The following is a 25,560-nucleotide window of genomic DNA, read 5'->3' as shown; positions in this document are numbered from 1 at the left end:
CACGAGCCGCTCAGGCTGAATCTGGATCCCGGCCTTCGCCGGGAAGACGGAAGTGGGAGCGGGACGCTTCCACCTGAGGCAAACGCGCTCTAGAAACCGGCGCGCCGGGCCGTCAGCGAACCCGCAGCACCTTGTCCGACAGTCGCGGCCGCAGATAGAAGGTGCGCTTGAACGCGATGGCCTTGGGGGCCACCAGCTTGATCGGCGACTCGTAGTCGTAGCTGGCCTTGCTCATGATCACGCTGTGGCTGGCCGGAAGCACGCTGACGGGGATATCCAGCACAGCGCCGGCGGCCGGGCAGTCGGCCGGCGCATTGGAGCTGTCCGACCATTCGACGGTGTCCCTGCCCGTGGCGTCGGAGACGACGCTGACGATGCACATGTGCAGGTCCGTGGTGGGAAACGGCGCCATCAGCACCGCGCCCACCTTGAAGACGTCGGCGCTCTGGTCGTCGGACAACTGGGTGGAACGCGCCACCACGTCGCCGATCGACGAGGCCAGGTGGCTGAGACGGCGCTGGGCGATCATCGCCTCGGTCAGTTCCGCCATGCCGCAATAGAACAGCAGCAGCACGGGCGCGATCAGGGCGAACTCCACCGCCGAGACGCCGCGACGATCACGCCACAGGGTCGCCAGGGCGCGGCGTGGACGAAAATCAGGTGTCATCGGCGCACTTGACCTCGGGAACGGGCTCGGTGTCGTAGGGTTCGTTGCGGAACACGGCGGCGAACGTGATCTCCCGATGGCCGTCGGCGCTGGCGACCGCGCCCTGCAGCAGGGGCGTGATCACTGGCCATTTGTAATAGCCGCGCACCAGGACGATCGAGTTGGCGCCGCCCGGATTCCAGCAGGCGCCGCCGGCGGGGGGGCGCTTCAGGTCATTGGAGCCGGTGAACGCGGGCAGGACGCGCACGTCGAGGGTGATCGCCGCGTCGCAGGAGGTTTTCGGCACGGGCATCTGGGCGCACACGGCGGCCTTGAACGCCTCCTTGGCGCCGGCGCTGTTCTTGAACTCGCCGGTGCGGATCTGGCGGTCGATGTTTATCAACGCGTTCTCCAGCGTGATCGACACCAGGAACACCAGGCCGAGCTCGAGGATCGCGAAGATCAGCCCGAAGAACGGAATGGCGACGAAGGCGAACTCGACCGCCGTCGCGCCCTCCTGGGCGCGCGCGAACCGGCGCATCAGGCCGGATCTGGCCGGCGAACGGTTCGGTCGGGATTGATCGGCCATGCCGGAGGGGTCCGCGTCAGCGCCTCATGGAGGAGGAGGCCACGCAGTCTAGCGGCCGCGTTCCTAATTACAGGTTTAGACCCCTGAACATTCGGGGGTGGGCGCGAGACCTATTTAATGGGGTCGGCGCCGGCGGGCGTCGCGCCGCCCAACTGGGAGCAGCGGTCGCCGCAGGCATAGGCCGAGGTGGTCACGCCGCGCTGCACGACCACCGCCTGGTCGGGGATGTCGGAGACGACGATCTGGCGGTCGGCCAGCGGCCGGCCGCCGGCGTCGAAGGCCAGCAGCGTGGTCGCGCCGGCCTTCTTGCCCATGACGATCAGGGTGCGGTCGTTGACGAGGCTGACATCGGCCACGGTCGGGTCGCCGACCACGATGTCGCGCACGGGCGCCGAGAGCGAGATGCGCGTGGCCTGGCCGGCGCCGACGGACAGCGACGCGGCCGGAATCTGGGCGGCGGCGGCGGTGACGCCGAGGCTCAGGCAGGCGCAGAAGGCGAGGGTCAGGCGGCGCATGATCATTCTTTCCAGGCTCGATGCCGGGCTCAGAATGACTCGGAATGGTCAATAAAGACCTAAGAGCATAGCTTCTGTAGTCTTCCCGACAATTCAGAAACCGTTGCACCACAAGGGGTTTTTCGACCCCGTGACGTGGTACAGTTAAGAGTTGATAATAGTAAATTTATGTAAACCAACAAAAAAACGCGCGAAACCATCCGACATTTACTGGCCATTAAGCGAGGTGGGCGAAATTGATCGTGTTTTCGGGGGTGAGCAAGTCGACACGGCTTGAGAGCCCAAAGCCAATTGCCGACTAGGAGATCTACCATGTCGAAGTTCGTCACCCGCTTCCTGAACAATGAATCCGGCGCCACGGCCATCGAGTACGGCCTGATCGTCGCCCTGATCGCCGTCGTGATCGCCACCGTCGTCAGCACGCTGGGCGGTTCGCTGAAGGACGCCTTCCAGAAGGCCGACGACGCGGTTACCGGCGCGACGGCTCCCGCGGCTCCGTAAGCCGCCTACGCTCGAAAAAAGAGGGCCTCGGCAGCAATGCCGGGGCCTTTTTTTTCCCTGATGAGGAACCTCAGCCATGTCGAAGTTCGCAATCCGCTTCCTGAACGACGAATCCGGCGCCACGGCCATCGAGTACGGCCTGATCGCCACGATGATCGCCGCCGTGATCGCCGGCGTCGTCGGCGTGGTCGGCGGCCACGTGAAGGACGCGTTCCAGAGCGGGGCCGACCTCTTCACGGACAAGCCCCCCGCCCCCTAGCGGAACGCGCTCCAGCCCGGTCGCCGGAGCCTTTCATTTCAATCTTCGGGGCGAGATTTTCGCCGCGCGGGAAACCATTGCTTCATGCGATCGGCCCAGACTGGCGCCGATTGAACAGGCAAGGCCGTCATGCAGATCATTCAGTTCGCCCTGCTGCTCGTCTTCCCCGCGCTGGTGGTCGTCGCCGCGCTGAAGGACGTCACCAGCTTCACGATCCCCAACTGGATCTCCCTGGCCCTGATCGTCGCCTTCGTCCCGGCGGCGCTGCTCAGCGGCGCCTCGCTGGCCGCCATCGGCCTGTGCCTGGCCATCGGGGTCGGCGCGCTGCTGATCGGCATGGGCATGTTCGCCGCCAACTGGATCGGCGGCGGCGACGCCAAGCTGTTCGCGGCGGCGGCCCTGTGGCTGGGCTGGCCGGCGGCCTTCTCCTTCATGCTGGCGACCGGACTGGCCGGCGGCGCCCTGACCCTGGGCCTTCTCAGCCTGCGTTCGGGCTGGTTCGCGCCCATCGTGGCCGGCGGCCCGGCCTGGGTGCGCAAGCTGGGCGCCGAAGGCGGCGACATCCCCTACGGCGTGGCCATCGCGGTCGGCGCCCTGGCGACCTTTCCGCAAGGCGCCCTGGCCGTGGCCATCGGCGCCTGAAACCCGACCCGCGTCAGCCTGTCGCGGCCCCAATCGCCGATACCAAGCGCCACCTTTAGTCGCTGTTAACCATGGCCGCGCGAGCATGCGACCTGGCCAGAAAGGCCGTCCGACGATTCGTGCGTGATCGCCTGAAGGCGGCTCGCCCCGACCTGTCTCCCCGTCGATAGAGCCCGCCCGCATGAACCCTCTTCGCGTCATGATCGTCCTGGTCGCCGCTGTTTCAGCCATCGGCCTGGCCGTGGTCATGCAGAAGGCGATGGGCGGCAAGGCGCCGCCGGCGGCGGTGGTCCAGGCGCCGGCCGCCATCGACAAGCCCATGACCCAGGTCCTGGTCGCCAAGCGCGACCTGGTGATCGGCGAACGCCTCACCGCCGCCGACGTGACCTGGCAGGCCTGGCCGTCCGACGCCATCAACGCCGCCTTCATCACCAACGGCGCCGCCGCGCCCGCCCCGACCAAGACCACCGCCAAGGCCGCCAAGGCGGTGGGCGACGTGGCCGACGGGATGATCGGCGGCGTCACCCCGGAAAAGGCCATCGAGGGCGCGATCGTCCGCGACCCGATCCTGGCCAGCGAACCCATCACCTCCCGCAAGATCGTCCGCGGCGGCGAAGGCGGCTACCTGTCGGTGGTCCTGTCGCCCGGCAAGCGCGCCATGGCCGTGCCGGTCACCTCCGAGACCGCGGTCGGCGGCTTCGTCCTGCCGGGCGACCGTGTCGACGTCCTCCAGACCCGCGAGGGCCAGAGCGGCGGCGAAGGCGAGGCCGCCGCCAAGACGGTCGTCGCCGAAACCATCCTGCAGAACGTGCGGGTCCTGGCCCTCGACCAGAGCACGGCGGCCGAGAAGGACGCCAAGACCATCGTCGCGGCCACGGCCACGCTCGAGGTCGGGCCGATCGAGGCCGAGGCCCTGGCCCGCGCCAAGGCCGCCGGCCCGGTCACCCTGATCCTGCGCGCCTACACCGACCTGGGCGGCCCGTCCGGCCTGGGCGTCCGTTCCCAAGCGTCCAACGTCGTCCGCGTCAATCGCGGCGGCCAGACCTCAAACATCGCGGTCCGCCCATGATCCGCCGGCTCCTTTCCGCCTCGCTCGCCGCCGCCCTGGTGCTGACCTCGTCGACCGCCGTCCTGGCCGACGGACCGGCCGGCGGCACCCACACCTATCGTCCGGCCCGCGTCGCGCCGCGCGCGACCCTGACGCCGACGATGGCCCCGCCCGCCGAACAGGTGCTGCGCGTCGACCTCACCGCCGGCCCCGGCAGCCAGAACCTGAACCTGCCGAAGGGCAAGTCGGCGATCATCGAACTGCCCGTTGACGTCCGTGACATGCTGGTGACCAACCCGCAGGTGGCCGACGCCGTGCTGCGCAGCCCGCGCCGCATCTATGTGCTGGGCGTGGGCCAGGGTTCGACCGACGCGGTGTTCTTCGACGCCGCCGGCCGCAAGATCCTGACCCTGGCCATCCGCGTCGACCAGGATTCCGGCCAGCTGGAAGACACCCTGCGCCGCGTGCTGCCCAACGCCAACATCCGGGTCGAGCCGATCCGCGACAGCGTCATCCTGACCGGCCTGGTCGCCAACGCCGGCGAATCCAACATGGCCTCGCAGATCGCCGCCCAGTTCGTGGGCAAGCCCGAGAACGTCCTGAACATGCTGGCCATCGCCGGCAAGGACCAGGTGATGCTCAAGGTGCGCATCATCGAGGTGCAGCGCAACATCATCAAGCAGCTGGGCGTCGACTCCAACGCCGTGCTCGGCCAGCTGGGCGAGACCCAGTACAAGTTCGGCCTCAGCCCCACCTACGCGGTGAACGGCGGCCTGCTGGGCGGCGGCATCGGCGGCTGGCTGCGCGACACCACCAAACAGCCGCAGATGGTGGTGCCCTGCGCCGCCGGCGTCAGCGGCACCTGCTACCAGGTCGTCCACTCGACGGTCTTCGACGCCGTCGACGCCAACGGCAATCCGATCAAGGTGATCAACGGCAACACCGCCACGGTCAAGGACACCGCCGGCAGCCCCGGCCTGAACTCCGGCAAGGGCATGATCCAGGCGTTCGAGCGCGTGGGCCTGGTGCGCACCCTGGCCGAACCCAACCTGACCGTGGTGTCGGGCGAGGCCGGCAAGTTCCTGGTCGGCGGCGAGTTCCCGGTGCCGTCGGGACAGGACTCCACCGGCAAGGTGAGCATCGAATTCAAGCCCTACGGCGTCGGCCTGGGCTATACGCCGGTCGTGCTGTCGGGCGGCCGCATCTCACTGAAGCTGTCGACCGAGGTTTCCGAGCTGAGCAGCCTGGGGGCCTTCACCCTGGCCTCCACCACCGGCGGGGCCTCGCTGACGGTGCCGGGCCTGAGCGTGCGGCGAGCGGAGACCACGGTCGAACTGCCGTCGGGCGGTTCGCTGATGATCGCCGGCCTGCTGCAGCAGCAGACCAAGCAGAACATCGACGCCCTGCCGGGCATGACCAACCTGCCGATCCTGGGTTCGCTGTTCCGCTCGCGCGACTATCTGAACGGCGAGACCGAGCTGGTGGTGATCATCACGCCCTACATCGTCGACCCCACCCGGCCCCAGGACCTGCAGACGCCGGCCGACGGCCTGCAGACGGCGAGCGACATGAGCACGGCCCTGCTGGGCCGCCTCAACAAGGTGGTCAAGGCGCCGACCGGCGCGAACGCCGGGCGCGCCTACCAGGGCCCCGTCGGCTATGTGATCGAGTGAGAACGCGGACATGACGCGACCCCATCTTCATCGGCTTACGCCTCCGACCTTCTCGAAACTGGCCGCGACGGGCCTGGCCCTGGCGCTGCTGACGGCCTGCGCCTCGACGGGCGAACAGGCCGAGACGGCCGCCGCGCCGCGCACCGACACCGAGCAGTGGACCAACCGCGTCAAGGTCGACGCCCATCCGGACGAGCTGCTGCTGGCGCCGCACGCCGAGGGCCTGTCGCCCGCCCAGGACCAGGCGCTCGACGGCTTCCTGAGGCGCTGGCTCGAGGCCGAGGCGCGCGAGATCCTGATCAGCGCGCCCGTGGGCGGTCCCAATTCGGACGTCCCCGGCCGCATGGCCTTCGCCGCCCGCACGCGCCTGGTCGGCATGGGCGCCCCCGCGACCGCGGTGCGGATCGTCGGCTATGACGCCGGCGGCGCGCCGAACGCGCCGCTGAAGGTCGGCTTCCTGCGCTATCGGGCCTCGATCCCCCAATGCGGCGGATGGGACAACGTCACCGCGACCAAGGACAACAAACCCTACGAGAACTACGGCTGCGCCGTCGCCGCCAACATGGCCGCCCAGATCGCCAATCCCGAGGACCTGCTGGGTCCGCGCGGCAGCACTCCGGCCGACGCCGGGCGCCGCGACACGGTGATCAACAAGTACCGCAGGGGCGAGACCACGGCCTCGGCCAAGGAAGAGCAGGCCACCGGCGTCGTCTCGAAGGCGATCAACTGATGACCACCCGCACTGACCACGATCCCTTCGACCTTGGCTTCGACGCCGACGACGAGTTCGCCGCGCCCGGCGCCGATCCGTGGCGCGCCGCGCCGGCGCCCGCGACCCGGCTGGACGACCCGTTCGCCGACTTCCCGCCCGCCCGACCGGGCGACGGCGGCGCCGCGCCGTTCATCGACCTGCCGCCGCCCGCGCCGCCCTATACGCCGAAGGTCCAGGCCGCCGCCCCCGCGCCGAGCGCGCCGACCCTGACGATCGAACCCGTCGCGCCGCCCCCGGCCCCGGTCGCCCCGGCCCCCAGCGCCTACAGCCCGACGCCCGAGACCCTCGCCACGAGCGAGGACATGGGCGAGGCGGCCGTGCCGCGCATCACCATCCACGCCTTCTGCGCGCGCCCCGAAACCGCCGGCCTGGTGGACGCCGCCTCGGCCGACCGCCGGATGGTCCGCGCCTCGACCAGCGTCCAGCCGGGCGGGTTGGAAGCCGCCGTCGCCTACTACCAGAACCAGTCGACCCCCTCGCTGGTGCTGGTCGAGAGCCTGGATCCCGCGCCGCGCATGCTGGCCCTGCTCGACGGCCTGGCCCAGGTCTGCGACCCGGGCACCAAGGTCGTGGTCATCGGCCAGACCAACGACATCGCCCTCTACCGCGAACTGATGCGGCGCGGCGTCAGCGAGTACATCACCCAGCCGCAGGGCCCGCTGCAGATCATCCGCGCGGTGTCCAACCTCTATGCCGACCCCTCCGCGCCGTTCGTCGGCCGGCAGATCGCCTTCGTCGGCGCCAAGGGCGGCGTCGGCTCCTCGACCCTGGCCCACAACTTCGCCTGGTCGATGGCCGAGCGCATCCAGGCCGCCACGGTGATGGTCGACCTCGACCTGCCGTTCGGCACCGCCGGCCTCGACTTCAACCAGGACCCGCTGCAGGGCGTCATCGACGCCCTGGGCCAGCCCGAGCGGCTGGACGCGGTGCTGATGGACCGGATGATGGTCCGCTGCGGCGACCGCCTGTCGCTGTTCGCCGCGCCGGCCACCCTGGACCAGGACTACGAGATCAGCGCCGACGCCTTCGAGGAGGTCACCCAGAAGATCCGCGGCGCCGCGCCCTTCGTGGTGCTGGACCTGCCACACAGCTGGAGCGCCTGGACCCGCCGGGTGCTGATCGGCAGCGACGACCTGGTGGTGGTGGCCACGCCGGACCTGGCCTCCTTGCGCAACGCCAAGAACATCATCGACCTGGTCCGCCAGGCCCGCCCCAACGACGCCCCGCCCCGCCTGGTGATCAACCAGGTCGGCGTCCCCGGCCGGCCCGAGATTCCGGTCAAGGACTTCGGCGAGGCCCTGGGCCTGACCCCGTCCCTGGTGTTGCCCTTCGATCCCAAGCCCTTCGGCATGGCCGCCAACAACGGCCAGATGGTCGCCGAGGTCGCGCCCAAGTCGAAGGCCGCCGAGGGCATCGACCACCTGGCGCGACTGATCAGCCGTCGCGAGCCGCCGCCCCCTCAGAAGGCCTCGGTGCTCTCCGGCCTGTTCAGGAAGAAGTAGGGGCATGTTCGGCAAGCGCGACCAGGCCGCCGTTCGGGAAGACCACGCGCCGCCGCCGGCTTCCAGCGGCGCGCCGGCCATCGCCACGCGCCCCCAGCGCGTCGAGCCGATCGTCATCGAGGAACGCGTCGCGACGCCGGCCGCCGCGCCGGCTCCAGCCAAGGCGGCCGGTCCCAAGGCCACCAACGGCCTGGACCAGCTGCGCGCCGCCCAGGGCGCGCCGCCGACCACCCACGTGGTCCGCGAGCAGAGCGACTACTACCACGCCACCAAGACCACGATCTTCAACGCCCTGCTCAACACCATCGACCTGAGCCAGCTGGCCCAGCTGGACCTGAAGGCGGCGGCCGAGGAGATCCGCGACATCGTCGCCGAGCTGGTGGCGATCAAGAACGTCTCGATGTCGGTCTCCGAGCAGGAGCACCTGGTCCAGGACATCATCAACGACGTCCTCGGCTACGGCCCGCTGGAGCCCCTGCTGGCCCGCGACGACATCGCCGACATCATGGTCAACGGCGCCCACCGGGTGTTCATCGAAGTCGGCGGCAAGGTGCAGCTGACCAATGTCCGCTTCCGCGACAATCTGCAGCTGATGAACATCTGCCAGCGGATCGTCAGCCAGGTCGGCCGCCGGGTCGACGAAAGCTCGCCCATCTGCGACGCCCGCCTGCCCGACGGCAGCCGCGTCAACGTCATCGCCCCGCCCTTGGCGCTGGACGGTCCCACCCTGACCATCCGGAAGTTCAAGAAGGACAAGCTGACGATGAAGAACCTGGTCGACTACATGTCGATCAGCCCGGAAGGGGCGCGGGTCCTGGGTGTCATCGGCGCCTGCCGCTGCAACGTCGTCATTTCGGGCGGCACCGGCTCGGGCAAGACCACCCTGCTCAACACCATGACCGCCTTCATCGACCCGACCGAACGGGTGGTGACCTGCGAGGACGCCGCCGAGCTGCAACTGCAGCAGCCGCACGTGGTGCGCCTGGAAACCCGGCCGCCCAACCTGGAAGGCCAGGGCGCGGTGACCATGCGCGACCTGGTCAAGAACTGCCTGCGGATGCGGCCCGAACGGATCATCGTCGGCGAAGTCCGCGGCCCGGAGGCCTTCGACCTGCTGCAGGCCATGAACACCGGCCACGACGGCTCGATGGGCACCCTGCACGCCAACAGCCCGCGCGAGGCGATCAGCCGGATCGAGAGCATGATCACCATGGGCGGCTACGGCCTGCCTTCCAAGACCATCAAGGAGATGATCGTCGGTTCGGTCGACGTCGTCATCCAGGCCGCTCGCCTGCGCGACGGCTCGCGCCGCATCACCCACATCACCGAGGTGATCGGCCTGGAAGGCGACGTGATCGTCACCCAGGACCTGTTCGTCTACGAGATCAGCGGCGAGGACTCCGACGGCAAGGTGATCGGCAAGCACCGCTCGACCGGCATCGGCCGCCCCCGCTTCTGGGACCGCGCCCGCTATTACGGCCTCGAGCGCGAGCTGGCCGAAGCCCTCGACGCGGCGGAGTAGGCGATGCTGTTCCTCCTCGCCGGTGTCCTGGGTTTCGTCACCATCGCGGGCCTGGGCTTCGTGTTCGCCGGCGGCGACGGCGGCTCGACCAAGACCGTCAAGCGCGCCCAGCTGATCGCCGGCGGCGATCGTCAGGCGGTGGCGGCCCGCGCCAAGGCCAACGCCAACACCCCCGACGTCCGCCGCAAGCAGATCCTCAAGACGCTCAAGGAGCAGGATCAGCAGAAGAAGAAGGCGTCCCTGACCATCGCCGCCCGCCTGCGCGCCGCGGGCCTGGGCGACAACACCAGGATGTTCTGGATCGTCAGCGGCGGGATCGGCCTGGCCGTCGGCCTGGTGCTGCTGGTCCTGCGCCAGATGCCGCTGATCGCGCTGGGCGCCGCGTTCGCCGCCGGCGTCGGCCTGCCGCGCTGGGTGGTCGGCATGCTGGCCAAGGCCCGCACCAAGAAGTTCACCGAGGCCTTCTCCGACGCCATCGACATCATCGTGCGCGGCATCAAGTCGGGCCTGCCGGTCCATGACTGCCTGAAGATCATCGGCAAGGAGTGCCCCGAGCCCCTGGCCGGCGAGTTCCGGATGCTGACCGAGAACGTCGGCATGGGCATGTCGATGGAGCAGGCTCTGGAGCGGATGTACGAGCGCATGCCGACCAGCGAGCTGCGCTTCTTCACCATCGTCCTGTCGATCCAGGCCAAGACCGGCGGCAACCTGGCCGAGGCCCTGGGCAACCTCTCGGTGGTGCTGCGGGCCCGCAAGCTGATGGCCGAGAAGATCAAGGCGCTGTCGGCCGAAGCAGTGGCCTCGGCCGTCATCATCGGCAGCCTGCCGCCCGCCGTGGTGGCGCTGATCACGATCACCGCGCCCACCTACATGGCCCCGATGTTCACCGACCCGCGCGGACACCTGATGCTGCTGGCGGGCGGTTTCTGGATGAGCACCGGCATCTTCGTGATGCGCAAGATGATCAACTTCAAGTTCTAGGGAGAGGCGACCATGATCGAGATGCTCACCAATCCCTCGAACCTGCTCAGCGCGTTCATCGCCATCGTGGTGTTCGCCACCATCGTCACCCTGGCCGCGCCGGTGATGAGCAGCAACGGGCTGGAAGGCCGGCTGAAGTCGGTCGCCAACCGCCGCGAGGAGCTGCGTCGCCGCTCGCGCGAGGCCCTGTCCCAGAAGGGCGGCGGCACCCTGCGCCACTCCGACGAGGGGATGTACAAGAACGTCGTCGATCGTCTGCAGCTGTCCAAGCTGCTGGAAGACCCCAAGGTCGTCGACAAGCTGGCCCAGGCCGGCTTCCGAGGCCCCAAGCCGGTCTCGACCTTCTACTTCTTCCGCTTCGTGGGGCCGTTCGTCTTCGCGTCGGTGGCGGCGTTCTACCTCTACCTGATCAACGGTCTGGGCCTGCTGCCAATCCAGAAGCTGGCGGCCTGTTTCGCCGCCCTGACGGCGGGCTACTACGCGCCCAACCTCTACATCCAGAACATCGCCCAGAAGCGCCGCGAGTCGATCGTCGCGGCCTTCCCCGACGCCCTAGACCTGATGCTGATCTGCGTCGAAAGCGGCATGTCGATCGAGGCGGCGGTCGCCAAGGTCGGGGCCGAGGTCGGCTCGGCCTCGATCGAGCTGGCCGAGGAGCTCAGCCTGCTGACCGCCGAGCTCAGCTATCTGCCCGAGCGGCGCCTGGCCTATGAAGGCCTGGCCCGGCGCACCAACCACCCGGGCATCCGCTCGGTGGTCACGGCGATGATCCAGGCCGAGCGCTACGGCACGCCCCTGGGCTCGGCCCTGCGGGTGATGGCCAAGGAAAACCGCGACCTGCGCCTGTCGGCCGCCGAGAAGAAGGCCTCGGCCCTGCCGGCCAAGCTGACCGTGCCGATGATCCTGTTCTTCCTGCCGGTGCTGTTCGTCGTGATCATGGGTCCGGCGATCATCAAGATCCAGGACGTGCTGAAGCACCGCTGACGGGATTCGGCTTGGCCAACATCCCTCTCTGGTTGCTAGGGCGGCGACGCCGGCTATCATCCGACCAAGCTTGGCCGTTTCGAGCCTGGCCTTCACGGAGACTGGAACATGAAGCTCCTCGCGGCGGCCCTGTGCCTTGGCGCCGTGGCCATGGCCGCACCAAGCCATGCGTCCGACAGCCAGAGCGGCCTGGTGTCGATCATCTACATCATGGACGACGGCAAGGTGCTGTTCAACCAAGCGGGCGTTCGCACTGGACCGGTGCCGAGCTGTCAGGGGCCTGGCCTGGAATACCGCTGGGCCTTCAATGGGGCGACGCCGGCCGGCCAGGCCAAGCTGGCGACCCTGCTGTCGGCCTGGTCGATGAAGAAGCCGATCACCATCATCGGCAAGGGATCCTGCTCCGATCACCCGGACACCGAGTCGGTGTTCTGGTTCCGCACCGACGAATAGCCGGCGAGTTGGAAGGCTAGCTCCCGGCCTTCAGCGCGTCCCACGAGCGCGTGGGGCTGGACTGGCCGGTGGCGGCGCGCAGCCAGGCCAGGTTGTTGTCCACGGATTCCGGCGGCAGGTCCTGGCGGGCCAGGCGCTCGGCCTCGTCGAGGCGGCCTTGCAGCCCGACCACCAGGGCCAGGTTCTGGCGCACCTGGATGGTCGCGGTCGGCAAGGCGGCGGCCTTGCGCAGCACCGTCTCGGCGCCGGACAGGTCGCCGCTCGACGCCATGTGCATGGCCAGGTTGGCCAGGGGCGCGGCCTCCAGCGGGGCCAGGGCCACGGCCTGGCGGTGGGCCGCCACGGCCTCGTCGTCGCGCTTGGCCTGTTCGTAGGCCACGCCCAGCAGCGACTGCGGACGCCAGTCGCGGGGCTGCAGCGCGGCGGCGCGGCGGGCCGGGTCGATGGCGTAGAAGCCCTGGCCGCGCGCGACATTGGCCCGCGCCAGCTCCATCAGGGCGTCATAGTTGTCGGGGGCGGCGATCAGCACGCGGCTGGCCGCGTCGGCGGCCTCGTCATAGCGGCCCAGGGCGCGCAGGGCCTGGGACAGGCCGACCCCGGCCTCCAGGTCGCGGCCGTCCAGGTCCAGTTCGTTCGACCAGAAGGCGGCGCGCATCAGCGGGTCGGCGCGCTGCATCTCGGCCCGCTGGGCGGGGCCGGCCTTGCGCGACGCCGGGGGCGTCATGGGCGGCGCGGAGGCCGTAACGGTGGCGGGCGCGGGCTTGTCCGCGGCATGGCCCGACACCGCCAGCAGCAGGGCGGGGGCGAGAACGGTTGCGAGGAGCGCGCGCTTGCGACACATGAAGACGGATCTCCGGAAGGTCACGCATCCTCGCGCGGGGCCCTCAAGGAATCGTTAAGCATAAATTCCTCCCCTGAGGCGCGCCCATGTCGGAACCGATCATCGCCCCTTCGCTGCGGTCCGCCGAGGATGGGGCGGCGACGCCCATCCATTGCCTCTACGAGTCCGAGCTGGCCGCCTTCGTCGAGGCCCGGCCCAGCTTCGTGAAGGGCTTCGTGGCTCTGGAGGAATTCAAGGCCAAGGCCGGCCAGGTGCTGGTCCTGCCGACCCCGCAAGGGGTCGTGGACCGCGTGCTGCTCGGCCTGGGCGAGAAGGGCAAGGCCGACGCCATGCTGTTTCGCGCCCTGCCCGGCCGGCTGCCGGCCGGCGACTTCCGCCTGTCGGCGACGCCCGAGGGGCTGGACCCCGGTCAGATCGCCCTGGCCTTCGCCCTGGGGGCCTACAGGTTCGACCGCTATCGGCCGCGGACCGGTGAAGAGCCGCGACGACTGGTCGCGGACCCGGCGGTCGACCTGGACGAGGTCCGCGCGGTGGCCCACGCCTGCGCCCTGGCTCGCGACATGATCAACACCCCGGCCAATGACCTGGGGCCGCTGCAGATCGAGACCATCGCCCGCGAGATCGCCGAGCGGTACGGCGCGACGATCGCGGTGGTGACCGGCGACGACCTGCTGACCGAGAACTATCCGGCCGTCCACGCCGTCGGCCGCGCCGCCGTGCCGACCCGCGCGCCCCGGATGATCGAGATCAGCTGGGGCGACGCCTCGCATCCGCGCGTGGCGATCGTGGGGAAGGGCGTGGTGTTCGACACCGGCGGCCTGGACATCAAGCCGTCATCGGGCATGCGGCTGATGAAGAAGGACATGGGCGGCGCCGCCCACGCCCTGGCCCTGGGTCGGATGGTGATGGCCGCCGGCCTGCCGGTGGCGCTGAGCGTGCTGGTCCCGGTGGTCGAGAACGCCATCGCCGGCGACGCCATGCGGCCCGGCGACGTGCTGGCCACCCGCTCGGGCCTGACCGTCGAGGTCGGCAACACCGACGCCGAGGGCCGGCTGATCCTGGCCGACGCCCTGACCCGGGCGGCGGAACTGGAGCCGGTCCTGACCCTCGACCTGGCCACCCTGACCGGCGCGGCCCGCGTCGCCCTGGGCCCGCAGGTGATCCCGTTCTTCACCCCCGACGACGACCTGGCCGGCGAGATCGAGGTCGGCGCGCGGGCCGCCCGCGACCCCCTCTGGCGCCTGCCGCTGTGGGACGGCTATCGCGAAGCGGTCGAGAGCGACATCGCCGACCTCAAGAACGACCCCGACGCCTGGGCCCAGGCCGGGGCGATGACCGCCGCCCTGTTCCTGCAACGCTTCGCCCCGACCACCGGGGTCTGGGCGCATTTCGACATCTTCGCCTGGAACCCCAAGGCCAGGCCGGGCCACCCGGCCGGCGGCGAGGCCCAGGTGATCCGCGGCCTCTACGCCATGCTGAAGGCGAAGTTCCCCAAGGGCGCCGGGGCATGAGCGACCCGCGCCCGAACGACCCAAGAACAACCCTGGCCCGCCCGGACCTGGCCGACCTGGACCTGCAGGGCCTGGTCAGCGCTGAGCGCTACGCGGCGCCCAGCCTTCGCCAGGTGGTCACGCCCACCGCCGCCCTGCGCAAGGCCGCCGATCCGATGGCCGAGCAATGGGACCAGCTGCTGTTCGGCGAGCTGTTTCGGGTGCTGGAGGTCAAGGACGGCTTCGCCTGGGGCCAGGCGGCCCGCGACGGCTATGTCGGCTTCGTCGCCGAAGAGAACCTGGCCGCGCCCGGAGCCCCGGCCACCCACCAGGTCGCGGTCCCGCGCACCTACGCCTTCGCCGAGCCGGACATCAAGGCGAGCCCGGTGGGCCTCTATTCGCTCAACGCCCTGACGGCGATCGAGGCCGTCGAGGGCCGGTTCGCCAAGGGCGAGGGCACGGGGTGGTTCGTCGCCGCCCACCTGTCGCCGGTGGGCGTGGCCCAGGGCGACCCCGTGGCCGTGGCCCAGGGCTTCCTGGGCGCGCCCTACCAGTGGGGCGGCCGCGAATCTCTCGGGCTGGACTGCTCGGGCCTGGTCCAGCAGGCCCTGGCCGCCTGCGGCAAGGCGGTCCCGCGCGACACCGACATGCAGCTGGCGTTCTTCCCGCCGATCAACGAGGCCGATCGCCGGCGCGGCGACCTGGTGTTCTGGAAGGGCCACGTGGCCATCCTGCTGGACGCCGACACCATCCTGCACGCCAACGCCCACCACATGGCGGTGGCGATCGAACCCCTGGCAGAGGCGATCACCCGGATCGAGGCGGCCGGCAGCGGTGCGCCGACGGGGTGGCGGCGGCCCTAACCTTGGCTTGTCATCCCGGAAAGCCCGAAGGGCTTATCCGGGACCGCCGGAAGCGCCTGCGTTCACGCGCCGGTCCCGGATCGTCGCGCTGCGCGCTCGTCCGGGATGACAAGCTTAGCTACTTCGGCCACTGGGCCAGCCAGTCGACGATCGACTGCGGGGTCATGTTGCGGGCGTCGGTCAGGGCAAAGAAGGCGCCCGGATTGACCAGCTTGCCGTTGCCGTCGACCACCAGGAAGCTGGGCACGCCCTTCAGCTTGTCGACGCCGTAGCGGGCCGGGATCTGCATGTTCCTGTCGTAGCGGCCGACATTCACCGTCACGACCTCGTAGTGCTTGTCGACCCACGGCTTGACGTCGGGCTGCTCGATGACGCCGGCGAAGATCCGGCAGTCGGCGCACCAGTTGCCGCCGAAATCGATCAGGGTCAGCTTGTGGGCCTTCTTGGCGCGCTTCAGGGCGGCGGCCACGTCGGCCTCGGCGTCGGCCTTCTCGTCATAGGGATAGGGCGGGGTCGGCAGGTCGGCCAGCGACTTCAGCGCCACTTTCGGGGCCTTGGCGGCCAGGGCCGATACCGGGGCGGCGATCATCAGCGTGGCGAGCGCGGCGGCCAGGAGGCGAGGCGTCATGTTCGAACGGTTCCGGTGAAACGGTGCGGTTCGATAGTCTACTCACGGAATAGGGAAATCGCGCAACCAGCTTTGCTGTGGGGCGGACCCGATTGCCTAAACCCACGGCAAACAAAAAGGCCGTGGGCGAACCCACGGCCTTTGAATGCTTGTCGCGAAGGCCGCCGGCCTAGTGCGCGGCGGCGGCAGGAGCCGGGGTCGCCGGAGCGGCGGTAGCGGCGGGAGCACCGGCGGCCGGCGCCGCGGCGTCAGCGGCGGCGGGCGCCGCGCCGGCCGGCTTCGGAGCCGGCACCGGCAGCTTGGAGCCCAAGCTGTGGAGGTAGGCGATGACCGCGATGCGGTCTTCCTGTTTCTTCAGGCCGACGAAGGTCATCTTGGTGCCCGAGACGTACTTGCCCGGAGCCTTCAGGAACTGGTCGATGTGGTCGTAGTCCCAGACCGGCTGCTTGCCGCCGAACTCGGTCATGGCCGCCGAATAGGCGAAGCCGCCGTGCGAGCCGGGCTTGCGGCCCAGCACGTCCCACAGGTCCGGACCGGTGCCGTTGGGGCCGCCGCTTTCGAAGCTGTGGCACGAGGCGCACTTGGCGGTGACCGCCTTGCCGGCCTCGATATTGGCCGGAACGAGCAGGACGCTGCCCCAGTCGGGCGCGACCTCGGCGGCGGCGGCGCCTTCACCGGCCTCTTCGGCGACGGCGATCTCGTAGCCGGGCTTTTCGATTTCGTGCTTGGCGAAAACGATGTCCGACGCTTCCCGCAGACCGAAAATGATCAGGCCGGTCAGCAGCACGCCGCCAGCGATCTTGTTGAACGTCAGGTCGCTCATCTAAAGCCTTACCAGCCTCTTGGGGGCCGTCTGACGACAGGCCCGAATCCGCGCCCGGAGGTTCCCCCCGCGCGCTCCATGTTGCGCTCGCGTCTCTTACACGCTACCGCCCGAGGCGCAACCGGGCAGCAACGGTTTTGCCCCGTATCCGGCGCCAGCATGAATCCGATCGTCCTCATTCCGGCCCGCATGGCGGCCACCCGCCTCCCGAACAAGCCGCTGGCCGACATCGGCGGCGTGGCGATGATCGTGCGGGTGCTGCGCCAGGCCCAGGCGGCGGGAATCGGTCCGGTGGCCGTGGCGGCGGGCGACATCGAGATCGTCGCCGCCGTCCAGAAGGCCGGCGGCCAGGCGGTGCTGACCGACCCCGGCCTGGCCTCGGGTTCGGACCGCATCCTGGCGGCGCTCGACGTGCTGGACCCCAAGGGTCGCCACGACGTGGTCATCAACCTGCAGGGCGACATGCCGTTCGTGCAGCCCGCGGTGCTGGCCGCCTGCGCCGACCTGCTGAGCGCCCATCCCGACTGCGACATCGCCACCGTCGTCGCTCCCGAGGCCTCGCCCGCCGACCGGAGCAACCCGGACGTGGTCAAGGCGGTGCTGGCCATGGAGCGGGATGGCTTTTCCGGCCGCGCCCTCTATTTCACCCGCTCCACCCTCTATGGCGACGCGCCGATCTGGCGCCACATCGGCATCTACGGCTACCGCCGCGCCGCCCTGCTGGCCTTCAACGCCGCCCCGCCCTCGCCGCTGGAGAAGCGCGAGAAGCTGGAACAGCTGCGGGCCATGGAGCTGGGCCTGTCCCTGCGGGCCGCCGTGGCCGCCGAGGCCCCGATCTCCGTCGACAACCCTTCCGACCTCGAAGCGGCGCGCCAGTTCGCCAAGACCCTGGGCGCCGGGAAACAAGCATGAGCATCCTCAAGAAGATCGCCTTTCAGGGCGAACCCGGCGCCAACAGCCATGAGGCCTGCCGCACCTATTTTCCCGACTACGAGGCCGTGCCCTGCGCGACCTTCGAGGAAGCCTTCGAGGCCATCAAGACCGGGGCCTGCCAGCTGGGCATGATCCCGATCGAGAACTCGATCGCCGGCCGCGTGGCCGACGTCCACCACCTGCTTCCGGCTTCGGGCCTGAAGATCATCGGCGAACGCTTCAAGCCGATCCGCTTCCAGCTGATGGCCAACAGGGGCGTGACGCTGGAGACGGTGAAGATCGCCTCGTCGATGCCGATCGCGCTCAGCCAGTGCCGCCACAGCCTCAAGAAGCTGGGCCTGGCCCACGAGAGCGCCGGCGACACGGCCGGCGCCGCCAAGGCCCTGGCCCTCAAGCCCGACCCGACCCGCGCCGCCGTGGCTCCCGCCCTGGCCGCCGAGATCTACGGCCTCGACATCCTGGCCCGCGACATCGAGGACGCGCGCAACAACACCACGCGCTTCCTGGTGATGACCGCCGAAAAGGCCCCCGAGCCGCCGCCGTTCACCCATCGCTGCGTGACCAGCTTCGTGTTCAAGGTCCGCAACCTGCCGGCCGCCCTCTACAAGGCGCTGGGCGGCTTCGCGACCAACGGCGTCAACATGACCAAGCTGGAAAGCTACATGGAGGGCGGTCACTTCACGGCGACCTTCTTCTACGCCGAGGTCGACGGCCGCCCCGAGGACCGCAGCCTGGCCCTGGCCTTCGACGAGCTGAAGTTCTTCTCGGACAAGTTCGAGATCCTGGGCGTTTATCCGGCCGATCCGTTCCGGGACCGGGTCTGATAGGTCGGATTTGACTAGGGACAGGCGCATGCGTCTGTCCCCGACCGACACCTGCCGCAACGGCAAGCTTCGCTATTTGACCGATCGGCGCCTAACCTGCCTCAAATGATCCTGGGGAGGACAATCATGAACACTCTGATCGCGCCGGTGATGGCGCTGGTGGCCTGGTCGCTGGCCGTCTGGCTGTGGATGTACGTCCAGCGGCTGCCGGCGATGAGCAAGGCGGGGATCAAGCCGCAGGACGCGGCGTTTCCGGGCAGTCTGAACGGCCTGCCGGCCGGAGCCCGCCAGGCGGCCGACAACTACAACCACCTGATGGAGCAGCCGACCATCTTCTACGCCGCGGCCCTGGCCATCCAGGTCGGCGGCCATGCGGACGGCTGGGCCCTGCACCTGGCCTGGGCCTACGTGATCCTGCGCGTGCTGCACAGCCTGGTGCAGGTGACGGTGAACATCGTGAACCTGCGGTTCCTGCTGTTCGTGTTGTCGACCATCTGCCTGGCGGTGATGGTGGTGCGGGAGCTGATGGTGCTGTTCGGGTAGGGGTCAGAACACAAGGTCCTCCCCCTGTGGGGGAGGTGTCGGCGAAGCCGACGGTGGGGGGCGTAATCGGCAGCCGGCCGGTTCAGGATCTTAGGTCCTAAAACTCCCCCCACCGGTCGCTTCGCGACCGCCTCCCCCCATGGGGGGAGGACCTTTGAGCCTAAGCCTCCTCCGCCCACGCCTTGATCAGCTGATGGGCGATGGCCAGCGGCGGGGGCGCGAAGAAGCCTTCCAGCTCGCCCTTGATCAGGGCCTTGGCCTCGTCCTTGGTGAACCACTTCACCGCTTCCAGCTCGGTCTGGTCGGGGGCGGCCTCGGCGCTGTCGACGTCGGCCATCAGGCCCATCATCAGCGACGAGGGCCACGGCCAGGGCTGGCTGGAGTGGTAGCGGACGGCGGTGGCGGTCAGGCCCGCCTCCTCCATCAGTTCGCGGGCGCAGGCCTCCTCGATGGTCTCGCCGGGTTCGACGAAGCCGGCCAGGGCCGAGTACATGCCGGGCGGCCACGCCGCCTGGCGGCCCAGCAGGCACTTGCCGTCGTGCAGGGCCAGCATGATCGCCACCGGGTCGGTGCGCGGGAAATGCTCGGTCTTGCAGGACGCGCATTGGCGCTTCCAGCCGCCGTCGGTGACGTGGGTCTCCTGGCCGCAGTTGCTGCACCACTTGTGCTTGCGCCGCCATTCGAACATCGACTTGGCGGTGGCCAGGATGCCGGCGTCGGGCGGCGGCAGGGTCGGGGCGATGGCGCGCAGCTCCTCGAACCGGCCCAGGCCCTGCAACGGACCCTCGGCGGGATCGGGGCCGCCTTCCAGGTCGACGGCGAACACCGCGATGTCCTTCCACAGCCCCAGGAACAGCAGCCGCTCGGGCGTGGCGGCCAGGTCCTTGGCCATGTCGGCGCGCAGATAGGCGATCTGGACGCCGCCCTTGGCTTCCGGCGACTTGCCGTCGCCGCCCTTGTCCGCCGGAGGTGGCGCGTCCTCGACCAGGGGCTTGCCGTTCCAGATGGCCACGGCCAGCGACTGCGGGTCGGCGGCCTTCTCGGCCAGCCACGACTCGTCGCCGCGCCGTTCGCCGGCGCGGTCCAGCGGGTTGCCGGCGAAGGTGTTGGTGATGATCGAAAGAGCCATGACGCTTCTCTAGAGCATTTTCGAGCGAAGTGGATTCCGGTTCGCGTGAAGAAAATGCGTTGCGACAAACCTGGAGCGCCGACTTGATGCAATCAAGTCGGCGCTCCAGACCAGCCGCGAACGGACGTCACGACGCCGCACGCCCGCATCTCGATCTTGCATTGGCGCGCGGGAGTCGCGATATAGGCCTTGGAGATCGGTGACGGGCGGAGTCCTCGCCAATCTGGTCAGGGCCGAGAGGCAGCAGCCACAACGAGTTTCGCTCCGGGTCGTCTGCCGGTCTCCACCTTCCCCCAAATCTTCCAGTGAAATCTGTCAGCTTCTGCCCGGCAAGCGCGGGCCGAGCCTTTTGCTGCGTGCTCCAGCGCTCTACACTGAGAACCATGGCCGACCACGACGACCTCAAGACCGATTCCGCGCCGCCGTGGGATGAGCCCCCCGAGGCCGAACACGAGCGCGACGAGAACACCGCCGACATCTTCGGGGGCGCGCCCGCCGCCGCCCCGGTCACGGCGCCCGCCGTCGTGCCGATGACCAGCCAGGCGTCCGACCCCGACGCCGCCTACACCGTGCTGGCCCGCAAGTACCGGCCGCGCACCTTCGAGGACCTGATCGGCCAGGAGGCCATGGTCCGCACTCTGGCCAATGCGTTCTCCACCGGCCGCATCGCCCACGCCTTCATGCTGACCGGCGTCCGGGGGGTGGGCAAGACCACCACCGCCCGCCTGCTGGCCCGGGCCCTGAACTACGAGACCGACACCGTCCACCAGCCCTCGGTCGACCTGACCGTCGAGGGCCGGCACTGCAAGGCGATCATCGAAGGCCGGCACATGGACGTGCTGGAACTGGACGCCGCCAGCCGCACCAAGGTCGACGAGATGCGCGAGCTGCTGGACGGGGTGCGCTACGCCCCGGTCGAGGCCCGCTACAAGGTCTACATCATCGACGAAGTGCACATGCTGTCGACGGCGGCGTTCAACGCCCTGCTGAAGACGCTGGAAGAGCCGCCGCCGCACGCCAAGTTCATCTTCGCCACCACCGAGATCCGCAAGGTGCCGGTGACCATCCTGTCGCGCACCCAGCGCTTCGACCTGCGCCGGGTCGAGCCCGACGTGCTGGTCAAGCACTTCGGCCGCATCGCCGCCAACGAAGGGGCCAAGGTCGAGGAAGACGGCCTGGCCCTGATCGCCCGCGCCGCCGAGGGCTCGGTCCGCGACGGCCTGTCGCTGCTCGACCAGGCCATCGTCCAGGGCGAGCGCGGCTCGACGGTCACCGCCGCCGTGGTTCGCGACATGCTGGGCCTGGCCGACCGCGGCCAGACCATCGCCCTGTTCGAGAACGTCATGAGCGGCAAGCCGGGCGATTCGCTGGCCGGCTTCCGCGCCCTGTGGGGCTTCGGGGCCGACCCGGCCGTGGTCATGCTGGACCTGCTGGACCACTGCCACGGCGCCTCGGTGGCCAAGGCCCTGGGGCCCGACGCCCTGACCCTGCCCAAGGAACAGGCCGCGCGCCTGACCGCGATCGGGGCCCAGACCTCGGCCGGGACCCTGTCGCGGCTGTGGCAGATGCTGCTCAAGGCCCATGACGAGGTGCGCCGCGCGCCCGACGCCATGGCCGCCGCCGAAATGGCGCTGATCCGCCTGTGCTACGCCGCCGACCTGCCGGGTCCGGAAGAGGCGCTGAAGGCGCTGCGCGACGGCGCCCCCATGGGCGGCGGTCCGGGCGGCGGCGGCGGCTCCATGGGCGGCGGCCAGGCCGGCGGGGCGGTCAACGCCCAGGCCCGGGTGATGGCCGCTCCAGTCGCCTCGGCGGCTCCGGTCTTGTCGTCGTTCGAGGACGTGGTGCGGCTGATCGCCGAGAAGCGCGACATCGGCCTGCGCCTCGACGTCGAGCAGTTTGTCCGGCCGATCAGCTTCCGTCCCGGGGCGATCACTTTCGAACCCGCCCCCAACGCGCCCGGCAATCTGGCCGGCCGGCTGGTGCGGGCGCTGAAGGAATGGACCGGCCAGCCCTGGCTGGTGGCGGCCGAGGGCGGCGGCGGGGCCGAGAGCCTGCTCGAGCGCCAGAAGCGCGAAGAGAAGGAGGAACTTGCATCGATCAGAGCCGACCCCTTCGTCGCCGCGGTGCTGGACGCCTTTCCCGGGGCCGAGATCGTCGAGGTCCGCAAGATCCTGACGCCCGAGGCGCCGCCGATCGAGCCGGACGAGCTGGAAGACTAGTTTGTTTTCTCCCTTCCCCCTGGAGGGGGAAGGGTCGGGGATGGGGGTGGAAGCGTTTAGGGTTTCGCCGCGATGCAGTGTGTCCACCAGCGGCGCCACCCCCACCCCTGCCCCTCCCCCCTCCAGGGGGAGGGAGAGCCACGTTTGAAGTTGGAGCTTGAACCATGAAAGACCTCGGCGGCCTGATGAAGCAGGCCCAGGCCATGCAGCAGAAACTGGCCGACGCCCAGGCGCGGCTGGCCGAACTGACCGTGGACGGCACGGCCGGCGGCGGCATGGTCACCGTCACCCTGCGGGGTAATGGCGAACTGGCCCGCGTGGTGCTGGACGAGACCTTGGTCGAGCCGGGCGAGGGCGAGGTCATCGCCGACCTGATCGTCGCCGCCCACGCCGACGCCAAGCGCAAGCTGGACGCGGCCCAGGCCCAGATGATGCAAGAGGCCGCCGGCCCGATGGCGGGCCTGATGGGCGGCATGCCGGGGATGAAGTTCTAGCGGGCGGCCCTGGCATCCGTCTCCGGATGCTCTTGGCGGGACGATTCGGGGCGGTTGGCAGATCGGTTCTTTCGGGACGGGTCCGATCCGCCCAGTCTGGCCGGCTCAACACACTCAATGGGATGAGATCACGCTGATGGTTGCCGTCCAAACTCGTTTCCGGCGCTTCGCCGTCCTGTCCATCCTGGCCCTGCTGGCGCCCGGCCTAGCGGTGGCCGCGCCCTTGCCGGCCGACCTGGCCGCCGCCGCCCACGCCTATGACGAGGCCCAGGTGCATGGCGACCGCGCGGCGTTGGAACGGCTGGTGGCCGACGACTACGTGCTGGTCAACGGCGCGGGTCAGGTCCAGGACAAGGCCCGGCTGATCGCCGACTATGTGACCCCCGGCTTCAAGCTCGATCCCTTCACCATCGAGGAGCCGGTCGAGAAGGTCCTCGGCGACACGGCCCTGCTCGGCGGCCGGGTCAACATGACCGGCACGGACAGCGGCCAGCGCTTCGCCCTGGTCGTGCGGTTCGTCGACACCTGGGCCAGGCGCGACGGCCAGTGGCGGGTGGTCTATTCGCAGGTCACGCGGGTGGCGAAACCCTGATGGCCGCCTCCGCCGGACCCGAGATCGAGCGCCTCATCGCCCTGCTGTCCAAGCTGCCGGGGCTGGGTCCGCGCTCGGGCCGGCGCGCGGCGCTGGCGCTTCTCAAGAAGCGGGACACTTTGCTCGCTCCGCTCACCGCCGCCCTGGTCGACGCCCAGGCCAAGGTGCGGACCTGCTCGACCTGCGGCTCGCTGGACACCTCCGATCCCTGCGCCATCTGCGCCGACCGCGGCCGCGACCCGCGCCTGCTGTGCGTGGTCGAGGAGGTCGGCTCGCTGTGGGCCATGGAGCGCGGCCAGTCGTTCAAGGGCCGCTACCACGTGCTGGGCGGCCTGCTGTCGGCGCTGGACGGGATCGGGCCCGAGGCGCTGCGGGTGGGCGAACTGCTGAGCCGGGCGACCGGCGGCGAGATCACCGAGGTGATCCTGGCCCTGCCGGCCACGGTCGACGGCCAGACCACCGCCCACTACCTGGCCGATCGCCTGGCGACGACCGGGGTGTCGGTGACCATGCTGGCGCGTGGCGTGCCGGTCGGCGGCGACTTGGACTGGCTGGACGACGGGACGATCGCCCAGGCGCTGCGGGCGAGACGGCCGGCTTAACTTAAAGTCCTCCCCCTGTGGGGGAGGCGATCGCGAAGCGATCGGTGGGGGGAGTTATAGGATCGTCGATCGGAGGTGTGGTCGCCTGCCGATCACTCCCCCCTCCGTCGGCTTCGCCGACACCTCCCCCACGGGGGGAGGACTTGGCTTTCCCGATCCCCCGACTCCGGCTAAGAACGGAGCATGAACTTCTCCAACCCGTTCCTGATCCTCACCCTCGTGCTGGCGATTGTCGCCGTGGTCGCCGTGCTGTGGGCCCTGGCCAGCCAGCGCCGCGCGGCCGGCGCCGACGCCCGGGCCTGGGAGCTGAACGCCCGGCTGGTCCAGGCCGACGAGCGGGCCCGGCTGCTGGAGGACCAGGCGGTCACGCAGGGCGAACTGATCCGCGCCCAGGCCGCCCAGCAGGCGACCATGACCGCCAACACCGTCGCCGAGGCGCTGATCAAGCGCACCGAGGAGAACTTCAAGAGCCGCGAACTGCTCTCCCAGGCCCGCCTCGAAGCCCAGCTCAAGCCGGTGGCCGAGACCCTGGCCAAGTTCGAGGCCCAGGTCACCGCCGTCGAGAAAGCCCGCGCCGAGGAGACCGGCGGCCTCAAGGCCCAGATCAACGCCCTGATGGAAGCCTCGGTCGCCACCCAGTTCGAGGCCCGCAAGCTGTCGGCCGCCCTGCGTCGCGGGGCCGGCGTCCAGGGCCGCTGGGGCGAGCAGACTTTACGTAACGTTCTTGAGGCCGCTGGCCTCAATAAACGCTTCGACTTCGAGGAGCAGTTCAGCATCGACAGCGAGGAGGGCCGCCGCCGCCCGGACGTGAAGGTTAAGATGCCCGGCGGCGGGGTGTTCGTGATCGACGCCAAGTGCTCGCTCAACGCCTTCCTCGAAGCCCAGGAGGCCACCGAGGAGCACCTGCGCGAGGCGGCCTTCATCCGCCATGCCGCCAGCGTCCGCGCCCACATGCAGGGGCTTTCCGCCAAGGCCTATTGGGACCAGTTCGCCAGCGAGGGCTCGCCCGACTTCGTGGCGATGTTCGTGCCCGGCGACGGTTTCCTGGCCGCCGCCCTGGACCGCCTGCCCGACCTGATGACCGAGGCCATGGACCGTCGGGTGCTGCTGGTCACCCCCACCACCCTGTTCGCCCTGTGCAAGGCGGTCGCCTACGGCTGGCGGGCCGAGGATCAGGCCAAGAACGCCGCCAACATCGTCGCCGTCGGCCGCGAGCTCTACAAGCGCATCGCGGTGATGGGGGCCCATGCCGGCTCGGTGGGCAAGGCGCTGGAAGCGGCGGTCGGCCGCTACAACCAGTTCGTCGGCTCGCTGGAAAGCCAGGTCCTGACCCAGGCCCGCCGCTTCGAGGACCTGTCGGTGGACCACGAGGGCAAGGAAATCGCCGAGCTGACGCCGGTCGAGGGCGCGGTGCGGCCGCTGATCAAGCTGGCGGGCGAGGCGGCGACGGAACCCTCGGTTGCCAGGCTGCAAGCTAAACCATAGGCTGGCC

The 25,560-nt window shown here is 69.7% G+C and carries 28 protein-coding genes and 1 other RNA gene; 22 read left to right on the top strand and 7 right to left on the bottom strand.

The window, feature by feature from the left end:
• Positions 1-112: 112 nt before the first annotated feature.
• The 3 genes from ASD79_RS01965 to ASD79_RS01955 form a co-directional block, all read right to left on the bottom strand.
• The gene (locus ASD79_RS01965) at positions 113-667 is read right to left on the bottom strand and encodes a TadE/TadG family type IV pilus assembly protein (RefSeq protein WP_056719373.1); all 555 of its coding nucleotides are present in this window, start codon (positions 665-667) and stop codon (positions 113-115) included.
• On the bottom strand, positions 657-1,235 hold the full coding sequence (locus ASD79_RS01960; protein ID WP_056719372.1) for a TadE/TadG family type IV pilus assembly protein: 579 nt from the start codon (positions 1,233-1,235) through the stop codon (positions 657-659). Before ASD79_RS01960 ends, ASD79_RS01965 begins: the two co-directional genes overlap by 11 nt.
• Before the next feature lie 110 nt (positions 1,236-1,345).
• A complete protein-coding gene (locus ASD79_RS01955; protein WP_056719856.1) occupies positions 1,346-1,750 on the bottom strand; it encodes a pilus assembly protein N-terminal domain-containing protein in 405 nt (134 codons plus the stop codon).
• 312 nt (positions 1,751-2,062) lie between these two features.
• Here ASD79_RS01955 and ASD79_RS01950 point away from each other — a divergent pair, with 312 nt between their 5' ends.
• The 11 genes from ASD79_RS01950 to ASD79_RS01900 all read left to right on the top strand — a co-directional run bounded on the left by ASD79_RS01950 (position 2,063) and on the right by ASD79_RS01900 (position 12,087).
• Positions 2,063-2,251 carry a Flp family type IVb pilin gene (locus ASD79_RS01950; protein WP_056719371.1) on the top strand — a complete coding sequence of 63 codons (189 nt, stop codon included), beginning with the start codon at positions 2,063-2,065 and terminating at the stop codon, positions 2,249-2,251.
• A 76-nt stretch (positions 2,252-2,327) separates the two neighbouring features.
• Entirely contained in the window at positions 2,328-2,510 is a 183-nt protein-coding gene (locus ASD79_RS01945; protein WP_056719370.1) for a Flp family type IVb pilin, read from the top strand.
• 129 nt (positions 2,511-2,639) lie between these two features.
• Positions 2,640-3,152 (top strand): prepilin peptidase, encoded by a 513-nt coding sequence (locus tag ASD79_RS01940; RefSeq protein WP_056719369.1) that lies wholly within the window; start codon positions 2,640-2,642, stop codon positions 3,150-3,152.
• A 181-nt stretch (positions 3,153-3,333) separates the two neighbouring features.
• Positions 3,334-4,221: a Flp pilus assembly protein CpaB gene (gene cpaB, locus ASD79_RS01935; protein ID WP_056719368.1), complete on the top strand. Its 888-nt coding sequence runs from the start codon at positions 3,334-3,336 to the stop codon at positions 4,219-4,221.
• Positions 4,218-5,873, top strand: coding sequence for a type II and III secretion system protein family protein (locus ASD79_RS01930; RefSeq protein ID WP_056719367.1), 1,656 nt, complete (start codon positions 4,218-4,220; stop codon positions 5,871-5,873). Before cpaB ends, ASD79_RS01930 begins: the two co-directional genes overlap by 4 nt.
• A gap of 10 nt (positions 5,874-5,883) precedes the next feature.
• Complete coding sequence (locus ASD79_RS01925) at positions 5,884-6,603, top strand: CpaD family pilus assembly lipoprotein (RefSeq protein WP_056719366.1); 720 nt, start codon at positions 5,884-5,886, stop codon at positions 6,601-6,603.
• On the top strand, positions 6,603-8,147 hold the full coding sequence (locus tag ASD79_RS01920; protein WP_056719365.1) for a CpaE family protein: 1,545 nt from the start codon (positions 6,603-6,605) through the stop codon (positions 8,145-8,147). Before ASD79_RS01925 ends, ASD79_RS01920 begins: the two co-directional genes overlap by 1 nt.
• Before the next feature lie 4 nt (positions 8,148-8,151).
• Positions 8,152-9,669 carry a CpaF family protein gene (locus ASD79_RS01915; protein WP_056719364.1) on the top strand — a complete coding sequence of 506 codons (1,518 nt, stop codon included), beginning with the start codon at positions 8,152-8,154 and terminating at the stop codon, positions 9,667-9,669.
• Positions 9,670-9,672: 3 nt separating this feature from the next.
• A complete protein-coding gene (locus ASD79_RS01910; RefSeq protein WP_056719363.1) occupies positions 9,673-10,650 on the top strand; it encodes a type II secretion system F family protein in 978 nt (325 codons plus the stop codon).
• Between the two features lie 12 nt (positions 10,651-10,662).
• The gene (locus ASD79_RS01905; RefSeq protein WP_056719362.1) at positions 10,663-11,634 is read left to right on the top strand and encodes a type II secretion system F family protein; all 972 of its coding nucleotides are present in this window, start codon (positions 10,663-10,665) and stop codon (positions 11,632-11,634) included.
• Between the two features lie 108 nt (positions 11,635-11,742).
• A complete protein-coding gene (locus ASD79_RS01900; protein WP_056719361.1) occupies positions 11,743-12,087 on the top strand; it encodes a hypothetical protein in 345 nt (114 codons plus the stop codon).
• 16 nt (positions 12,088-12,103) lie between these two features.
• Here the strand turns inward: ASD79_RS01900 and ASD79_RS01895 are convergent, their stop codons facing one another.
• The gene (locus ASD79_RS01895; protein WP_056719360.1) at positions 12,104-12,928 is read right to left on the bottom strand and encodes a tetratricopeptide repeat protein; all 825 of its coding nucleotides are present in this window, start codon (positions 12,926-12,928) and stop codon (positions 12,104-12,106) included.
• 86 nt (positions 12,929-13,014) lie between these two features.
• Here ASD79_RS01895 and ASD79_RS01890 point away from each other — a divergent pair, with 86 nt between their 5' ends.
• Together ASD79_RS01890 and ASD79_RS01885 are read left to right on the top strand one after the other, a co-directional pair.
• Positions 13,015-14,439, top strand: a complete 1,425-nt coding sequence (locus ASD79_RS01890; RefSeq protein ID WP_056719359.1) for a M17 family metallopeptidase — start codon at positions 13,015-13,017, stop codon at positions 14,437-14,439.
• A complete protein-coding gene (locus tag ASD79_RS01885) occupies positions 14,436-15,281 on the top strand; it encodes an NlpC/P60 family protein (protein WP_056719358.1) in 846 nt (281 codons plus the stop codon). The genes ASD79_RS01890 and ASD79_RS01885 overlap by 4 nt, the downstream gene beginning before the upstream one ends.
• Before the next feature lie 118 nt (positions 15,282-15,399).
• Here ASD79_RS01885 and ASD79_RS01880 read toward each other — a convergent pair whose 3' ends face one another.
• Entirely contained in the window at positions 15,400-15,909 is a 510-nt protein-coding gene (locus tag ASD79_RS01880) for a co-chaperone YbbN (protein WP_056719357.1), read from the bottom strand.
• Between the two features lie 169 nt (positions 15,910-16,078).
• Positions 16,079-16,732 carry a cytochrome c family protein gene (locus ASD79_RS01875; RefSeq protein ID WP_056719356.1) on the bottom strand — a complete coding sequence of 218 codons (654 nt, stop codon included), beginning with the start codon at positions 16,730-16,732 and terminating at the stop codon, positions 16,079-16,081.
• A gap of 159 nt (positions 16,733-16,891) precedes the next feature.
• Here ASD79_RS01875 and ASD79_RS01870 point away from each other — a divergent pair, with 159 nt between their 5' ends.
• The 3 genes from ASD79_RS01870 (at position 16,892) to ASD79_RS01860 (ending at position 19,032) form a co-directional block, all read left to right on the top strand.
• On the top strand, positions 16,892-17,644 hold the full coding sequence (locus ASD79_RS01870) for a 3-deoxy-manno-octulosonate cytidylyltransferase (protein ID WP_056719355.1): 753 nt from the start codon (positions 16,892-16,894) through the stop codon (positions 17,642-17,644).
• Positions 17,641-18,489, top strand: a complete 849-nt coding sequence (locus ASD79_RS01865; RefSeq protein ID WP_056719354.1) for a prephenate dehydratase — start codon at positions 17,641-17,643, stop codon at positions 18,487-18,489. The genes ASD79_RS01870 and ASD79_RS01865 overlap by 4 nt, the downstream gene beginning before the upstream one ends.
• A gap of 123 nt (positions 18,490-18,612) precedes the next feature.
• Positions 18,613-19,032, top strand: a complete 420-nt coding sequence (locus tag ASD79_RS01860) for an MAPEG family protein (RefSeq protein WP_156400363.1) — start codon at positions 18,613-18,615, stop codon at positions 19,030-19,032.
• Between the two features lie 160 nt (positions 19,033-19,192).
• Here ASD79_RS01860 and nudC read toward each other — a convergent pair whose 3' ends face one another.
• A complete protein-coding gene (gene nudC / locus ASD79_RS01855; RefSeq protein ID WP_056719352.1) occupies positions 19,193-20,161 on the bottom strand; it encodes an NAD(+) diphosphatase in 969 nt (322 codons plus the stop codon).
• A gap of 193 nt (positions 20,162-20,354) precedes the next feature.
• Between nudC and ffs the strand changes: the two genes are divergently transcribed.
• The 6 genes from ffs (at position 20,355) to ASD79_RS01830 (ending at position 25,553) form a co-directional block, all read left to right on the top strand.
• Positions 20,355-20,447: signal recognition particle sRNA small type (ffs, locus tag ASD79_RS23085), an RNA gene on the top strand.
• Positions 20,448-20,544: 97 nt separating this feature from the next.
• A complete protein-coding gene (locus ASD79_RS01850) occupies positions 20,545-22,380 on the top strand; it encodes a DNA polymerase III subunit gamma/tau (protein WP_056719351.1) in 1,836 nt (611 codons plus the stop codon).
• A gap of 164 nt (positions 22,381-22,544) precedes the next feature.
• Complete coding sequence (locus tag ASD79_RS01845) at positions 22,545-22,874, top strand: YbaB/EbfC family nucleoid-associated protein (RefSeq protein ID WP_056719350.1); 330 nt, start codon at positions 22,545-22,547, stop codon at positions 22,872-22,874.
• A 136-nt stretch (positions 22,875-23,010) separates the two neighbouring features.
• Entirely contained in the window at positions 23,011-23,466 is a 456-nt protein-coding gene (locus ASD79_RS01840; RefSeq protein WP_056719349.1) for a nuclear transport factor 2 family protein, read from the top strand.
• Positions 23,466-24,068 (top strand): recombination mediator RecR, encoded by a 603-nt coding sequence (gene recR / locus ASD79_RS01835; RefSeq protein ID WP_056719348.1) that lies wholly within the window; start codon positions 23,466-23,468, stop codon positions 24,066-24,068. Before ASD79_RS01840 ends, recR begins: the two co-directional genes overlap by 1 nt.
• Positions 24,069-24,251: 183 nt before the next feature.
• Complete coding sequence (locus ASD79_RS01830) at positions 24,252-25,553, top strand: DNA recombination protein RmuC (protein WP_056719347.1); 1,302 nt, start codon at positions 24,252-24,254, stop codon at positions 25,551-25,553.
• The last annotated feature ends 7 nt before the right edge of the window (positions 25,554-25,560 follow it).

This window comes from Caulobacter sp. Root655, assembly GCF_001427665.1.
Classification (GTDB): domain Bacteria; phylum Pseudomonadota; class Alphaproteobacteria; order Caulobacterales; family Caulobacteraceae; genus Caulobacter.
This window is presented reverse-complemented; position numbering and strand designations above follow the sequence as displayed.

What these genes read in the sequence shown, in the direction of transcription:
- ASD79_RS01965 (WP_056719373.1), bottom strand. Translation starts at nt 667, where the DNA reads ATGACACCTGATTTTCGTCCACGCCGCGCCCTGGCGACCCTGTGGCGT.
- ASD79_RS01960 (WP_056719372.1), bottom strand. Translation starts at nt 1,235, where the DNA reads ATGGCCGATCAATCCCGACCGAACCGTTCGCCGGCCAGATCCGGCCTG.
- ASD79_RS01955 (WP_056719856.1), bottom strand. Translation starts at nt 1,750, where the DNA reads ATGCGCCGCCTGACCCTCGCCTTCTGCGCCTGCCTGAGCCTCGGCGTC.
- ASD79_RS01950 (WP_056719371.1), top strand. Translation starts at nt 2,063, where the DNA reads ATGTCGAAGTTCGTCACCCGCTTCCTGAACAATGAATCCGGCGCCACG.
- ASD79_RS01945 (WP_056719370.1), top strand. Translation starts at nt 2,328, where the DNA reads ATGTCGAAGTTCGCAATCCGCTTCCTGAACGACGAATCCGGCGCCACG.
- ASD79_RS01940 (WP_056719369.1), top strand. Translation starts at nt 2,640, where the DNA reads ATGCAGATCATTCAGTTCGCCCTGCTGCTCGTCTTCCCCGCGCTGGTG.
- cpaB (WP_056719368.1), top strand. Translation starts at nt 3,334, where the DNA reads ATGAACCCTCTTCGCGTCATGATCGTCCTGGTCGCCGCTGTTTCAGCC.
- ASD79_RS01930 (WP_056719367.1), top strand. Translation starts at nt 4,218, where the DNA reads ATGATCCGCCGGCTCCTTTCCGCCTCGCTCGCCGCCGCCCTGGTGCTG.
- ASD79_RS01925 (WP_056719366.1), top strand. Translation starts at nt 5,884, where the DNA reads ATGACGCGACCCCATCTTCATCGGCTTACGCCTCCGACCTTCTCGAAA.
- ASD79_RS01920 (WP_056719365.1), top strand. Translation starts at nt 6,603, where the DNA reads ATGACCACCCGCACTGACCACGATCCCTTCGACCTTGGCTTCGACGCC.
- ASD79_RS01915 (WP_056719364.1), top strand. Translation starts at nt 8,152, where the DNA reads ATGTTCGGCAAGCGCGACCAGGCCGCCGTTCGGGAAGACCACGCGCCG.
- ASD79_RS01910 (WP_056719363.1), top strand. Translation starts at nt 9,673, where the DNA reads ATGCTGTTCCTCCTCGCCGGTGTCCTGGGTTTCGTCACCATCGCGGGC.
- ASD79_RS01905 (WP_056719362.1), top strand. Translation starts at nt 10,663, where the DNA reads ATGATCGAGATGCTCACCAATCCCTCGAACCTGCTCAGCGCGTTCATC.
- ASD79_RS01900 (WP_056719361.1), top strand. Translation starts at nt 11,743, where the DNA reads ATGAAGCTCCTCGCGGCGGCCCTGTGCCTTGGCGCCGTGGCCATGGCC.
- ASD79_RS01895 (WP_056719360.1), bottom strand. Translation starts at nt 12,928, where the DNA reads ATGTGTCGCAAGCGCGCGCTCCTCGCAACCGTTCTCGCCCCCGCCCTG.
- ASD79_RS01890 (WP_056719359.1), top strand. Translation starts at nt 13,015, where the DNA reads ATGTCGGAACCGATCATCGCCCCTTCGCTGCGGTCCGCCGAGGATGGG.
- ASD79_RS01885 (WP_056719358.1), top strand. Translation starts at nt 14,436, where the DNA reads ATGAGCGACCCGCGCCCGAACGACCCAAGAACAACCCTGGCCCGCCCG.
- ASD79_RS01880 (WP_056719357.1), bottom strand. Translation starts at nt 15,909, where the DNA reads ATGACGCCTCGCCTCCTGGCCGCCGCGCTCGCCACGCTGATGATCGCC.
- ASD79_RS01875 (WP_056719356.1), bottom strand. Translation starts at nt 16,732, where the DNA reads ATGAGCGACCTGACGTTCAACAAGATCGCTGGCGGCGTGCTGCTGACC.
- ASD79_RS01870 (WP_056719355.1), top strand. Translation starts at nt 16,892, where the DNA reads ATGAATCCGATCGTCCTCATTCCGGCCCGCATGGCGGCCACCCGCCTC.
- ASD79_RS01865 (WP_056719354.1), top strand. Translation starts at nt 17,641, where the DNA reads ATGAGCATCCTCAAGAAGATCGCCTTTCAGGGCGAACCCGGCGCCAAC.
- nudC (WP_056719352.1), bottom strand. Translation starts at nt 20,161, where the DNA reads ATGGCTCTTTCGATCATCACCAACACCTTCGCCGGCAACCCGCTGGAC.
- ASD79_RS01850 (WP_056719351.1), top strand. Translation starts at nt 20,545, where the DNA reads ATGGCCGACCACGACGACCTCAAGACCGATTCCGCGCCGCCGTGGGAT.
- ASD79_RS01845 (WP_056719350.1), top strand. Translation starts at nt 22,545, where the DNA reads ATGAAAGACCTCGGCGGCCTGATGAAGCAGGCCCAGGCCATGCAGCAG.
- ASD79_RS01840 (WP_056719349.1), top strand. Translation starts at nt 23,011, where the DNA reads ATGGTTGCCGTCCAAACTCGTTTCCGGCGCTTCGCCGTCCTGTCCATC.
- recR (WP_056719348.1), top strand. Translation starts at nt 23,466, where the DNA reads ATGGCCGCCTCCGCCGGACCCGAGATCGAGCGCCTCATCGCCCTGCTG.
- ASD79_RS01830 (WP_056719347.1), top strand. Translation starts at nt 24,252, where the DNA reads ATGAACTTCTCCAACCCGTTCCTGATCCTCACCCTCGTGCTGGCGATT.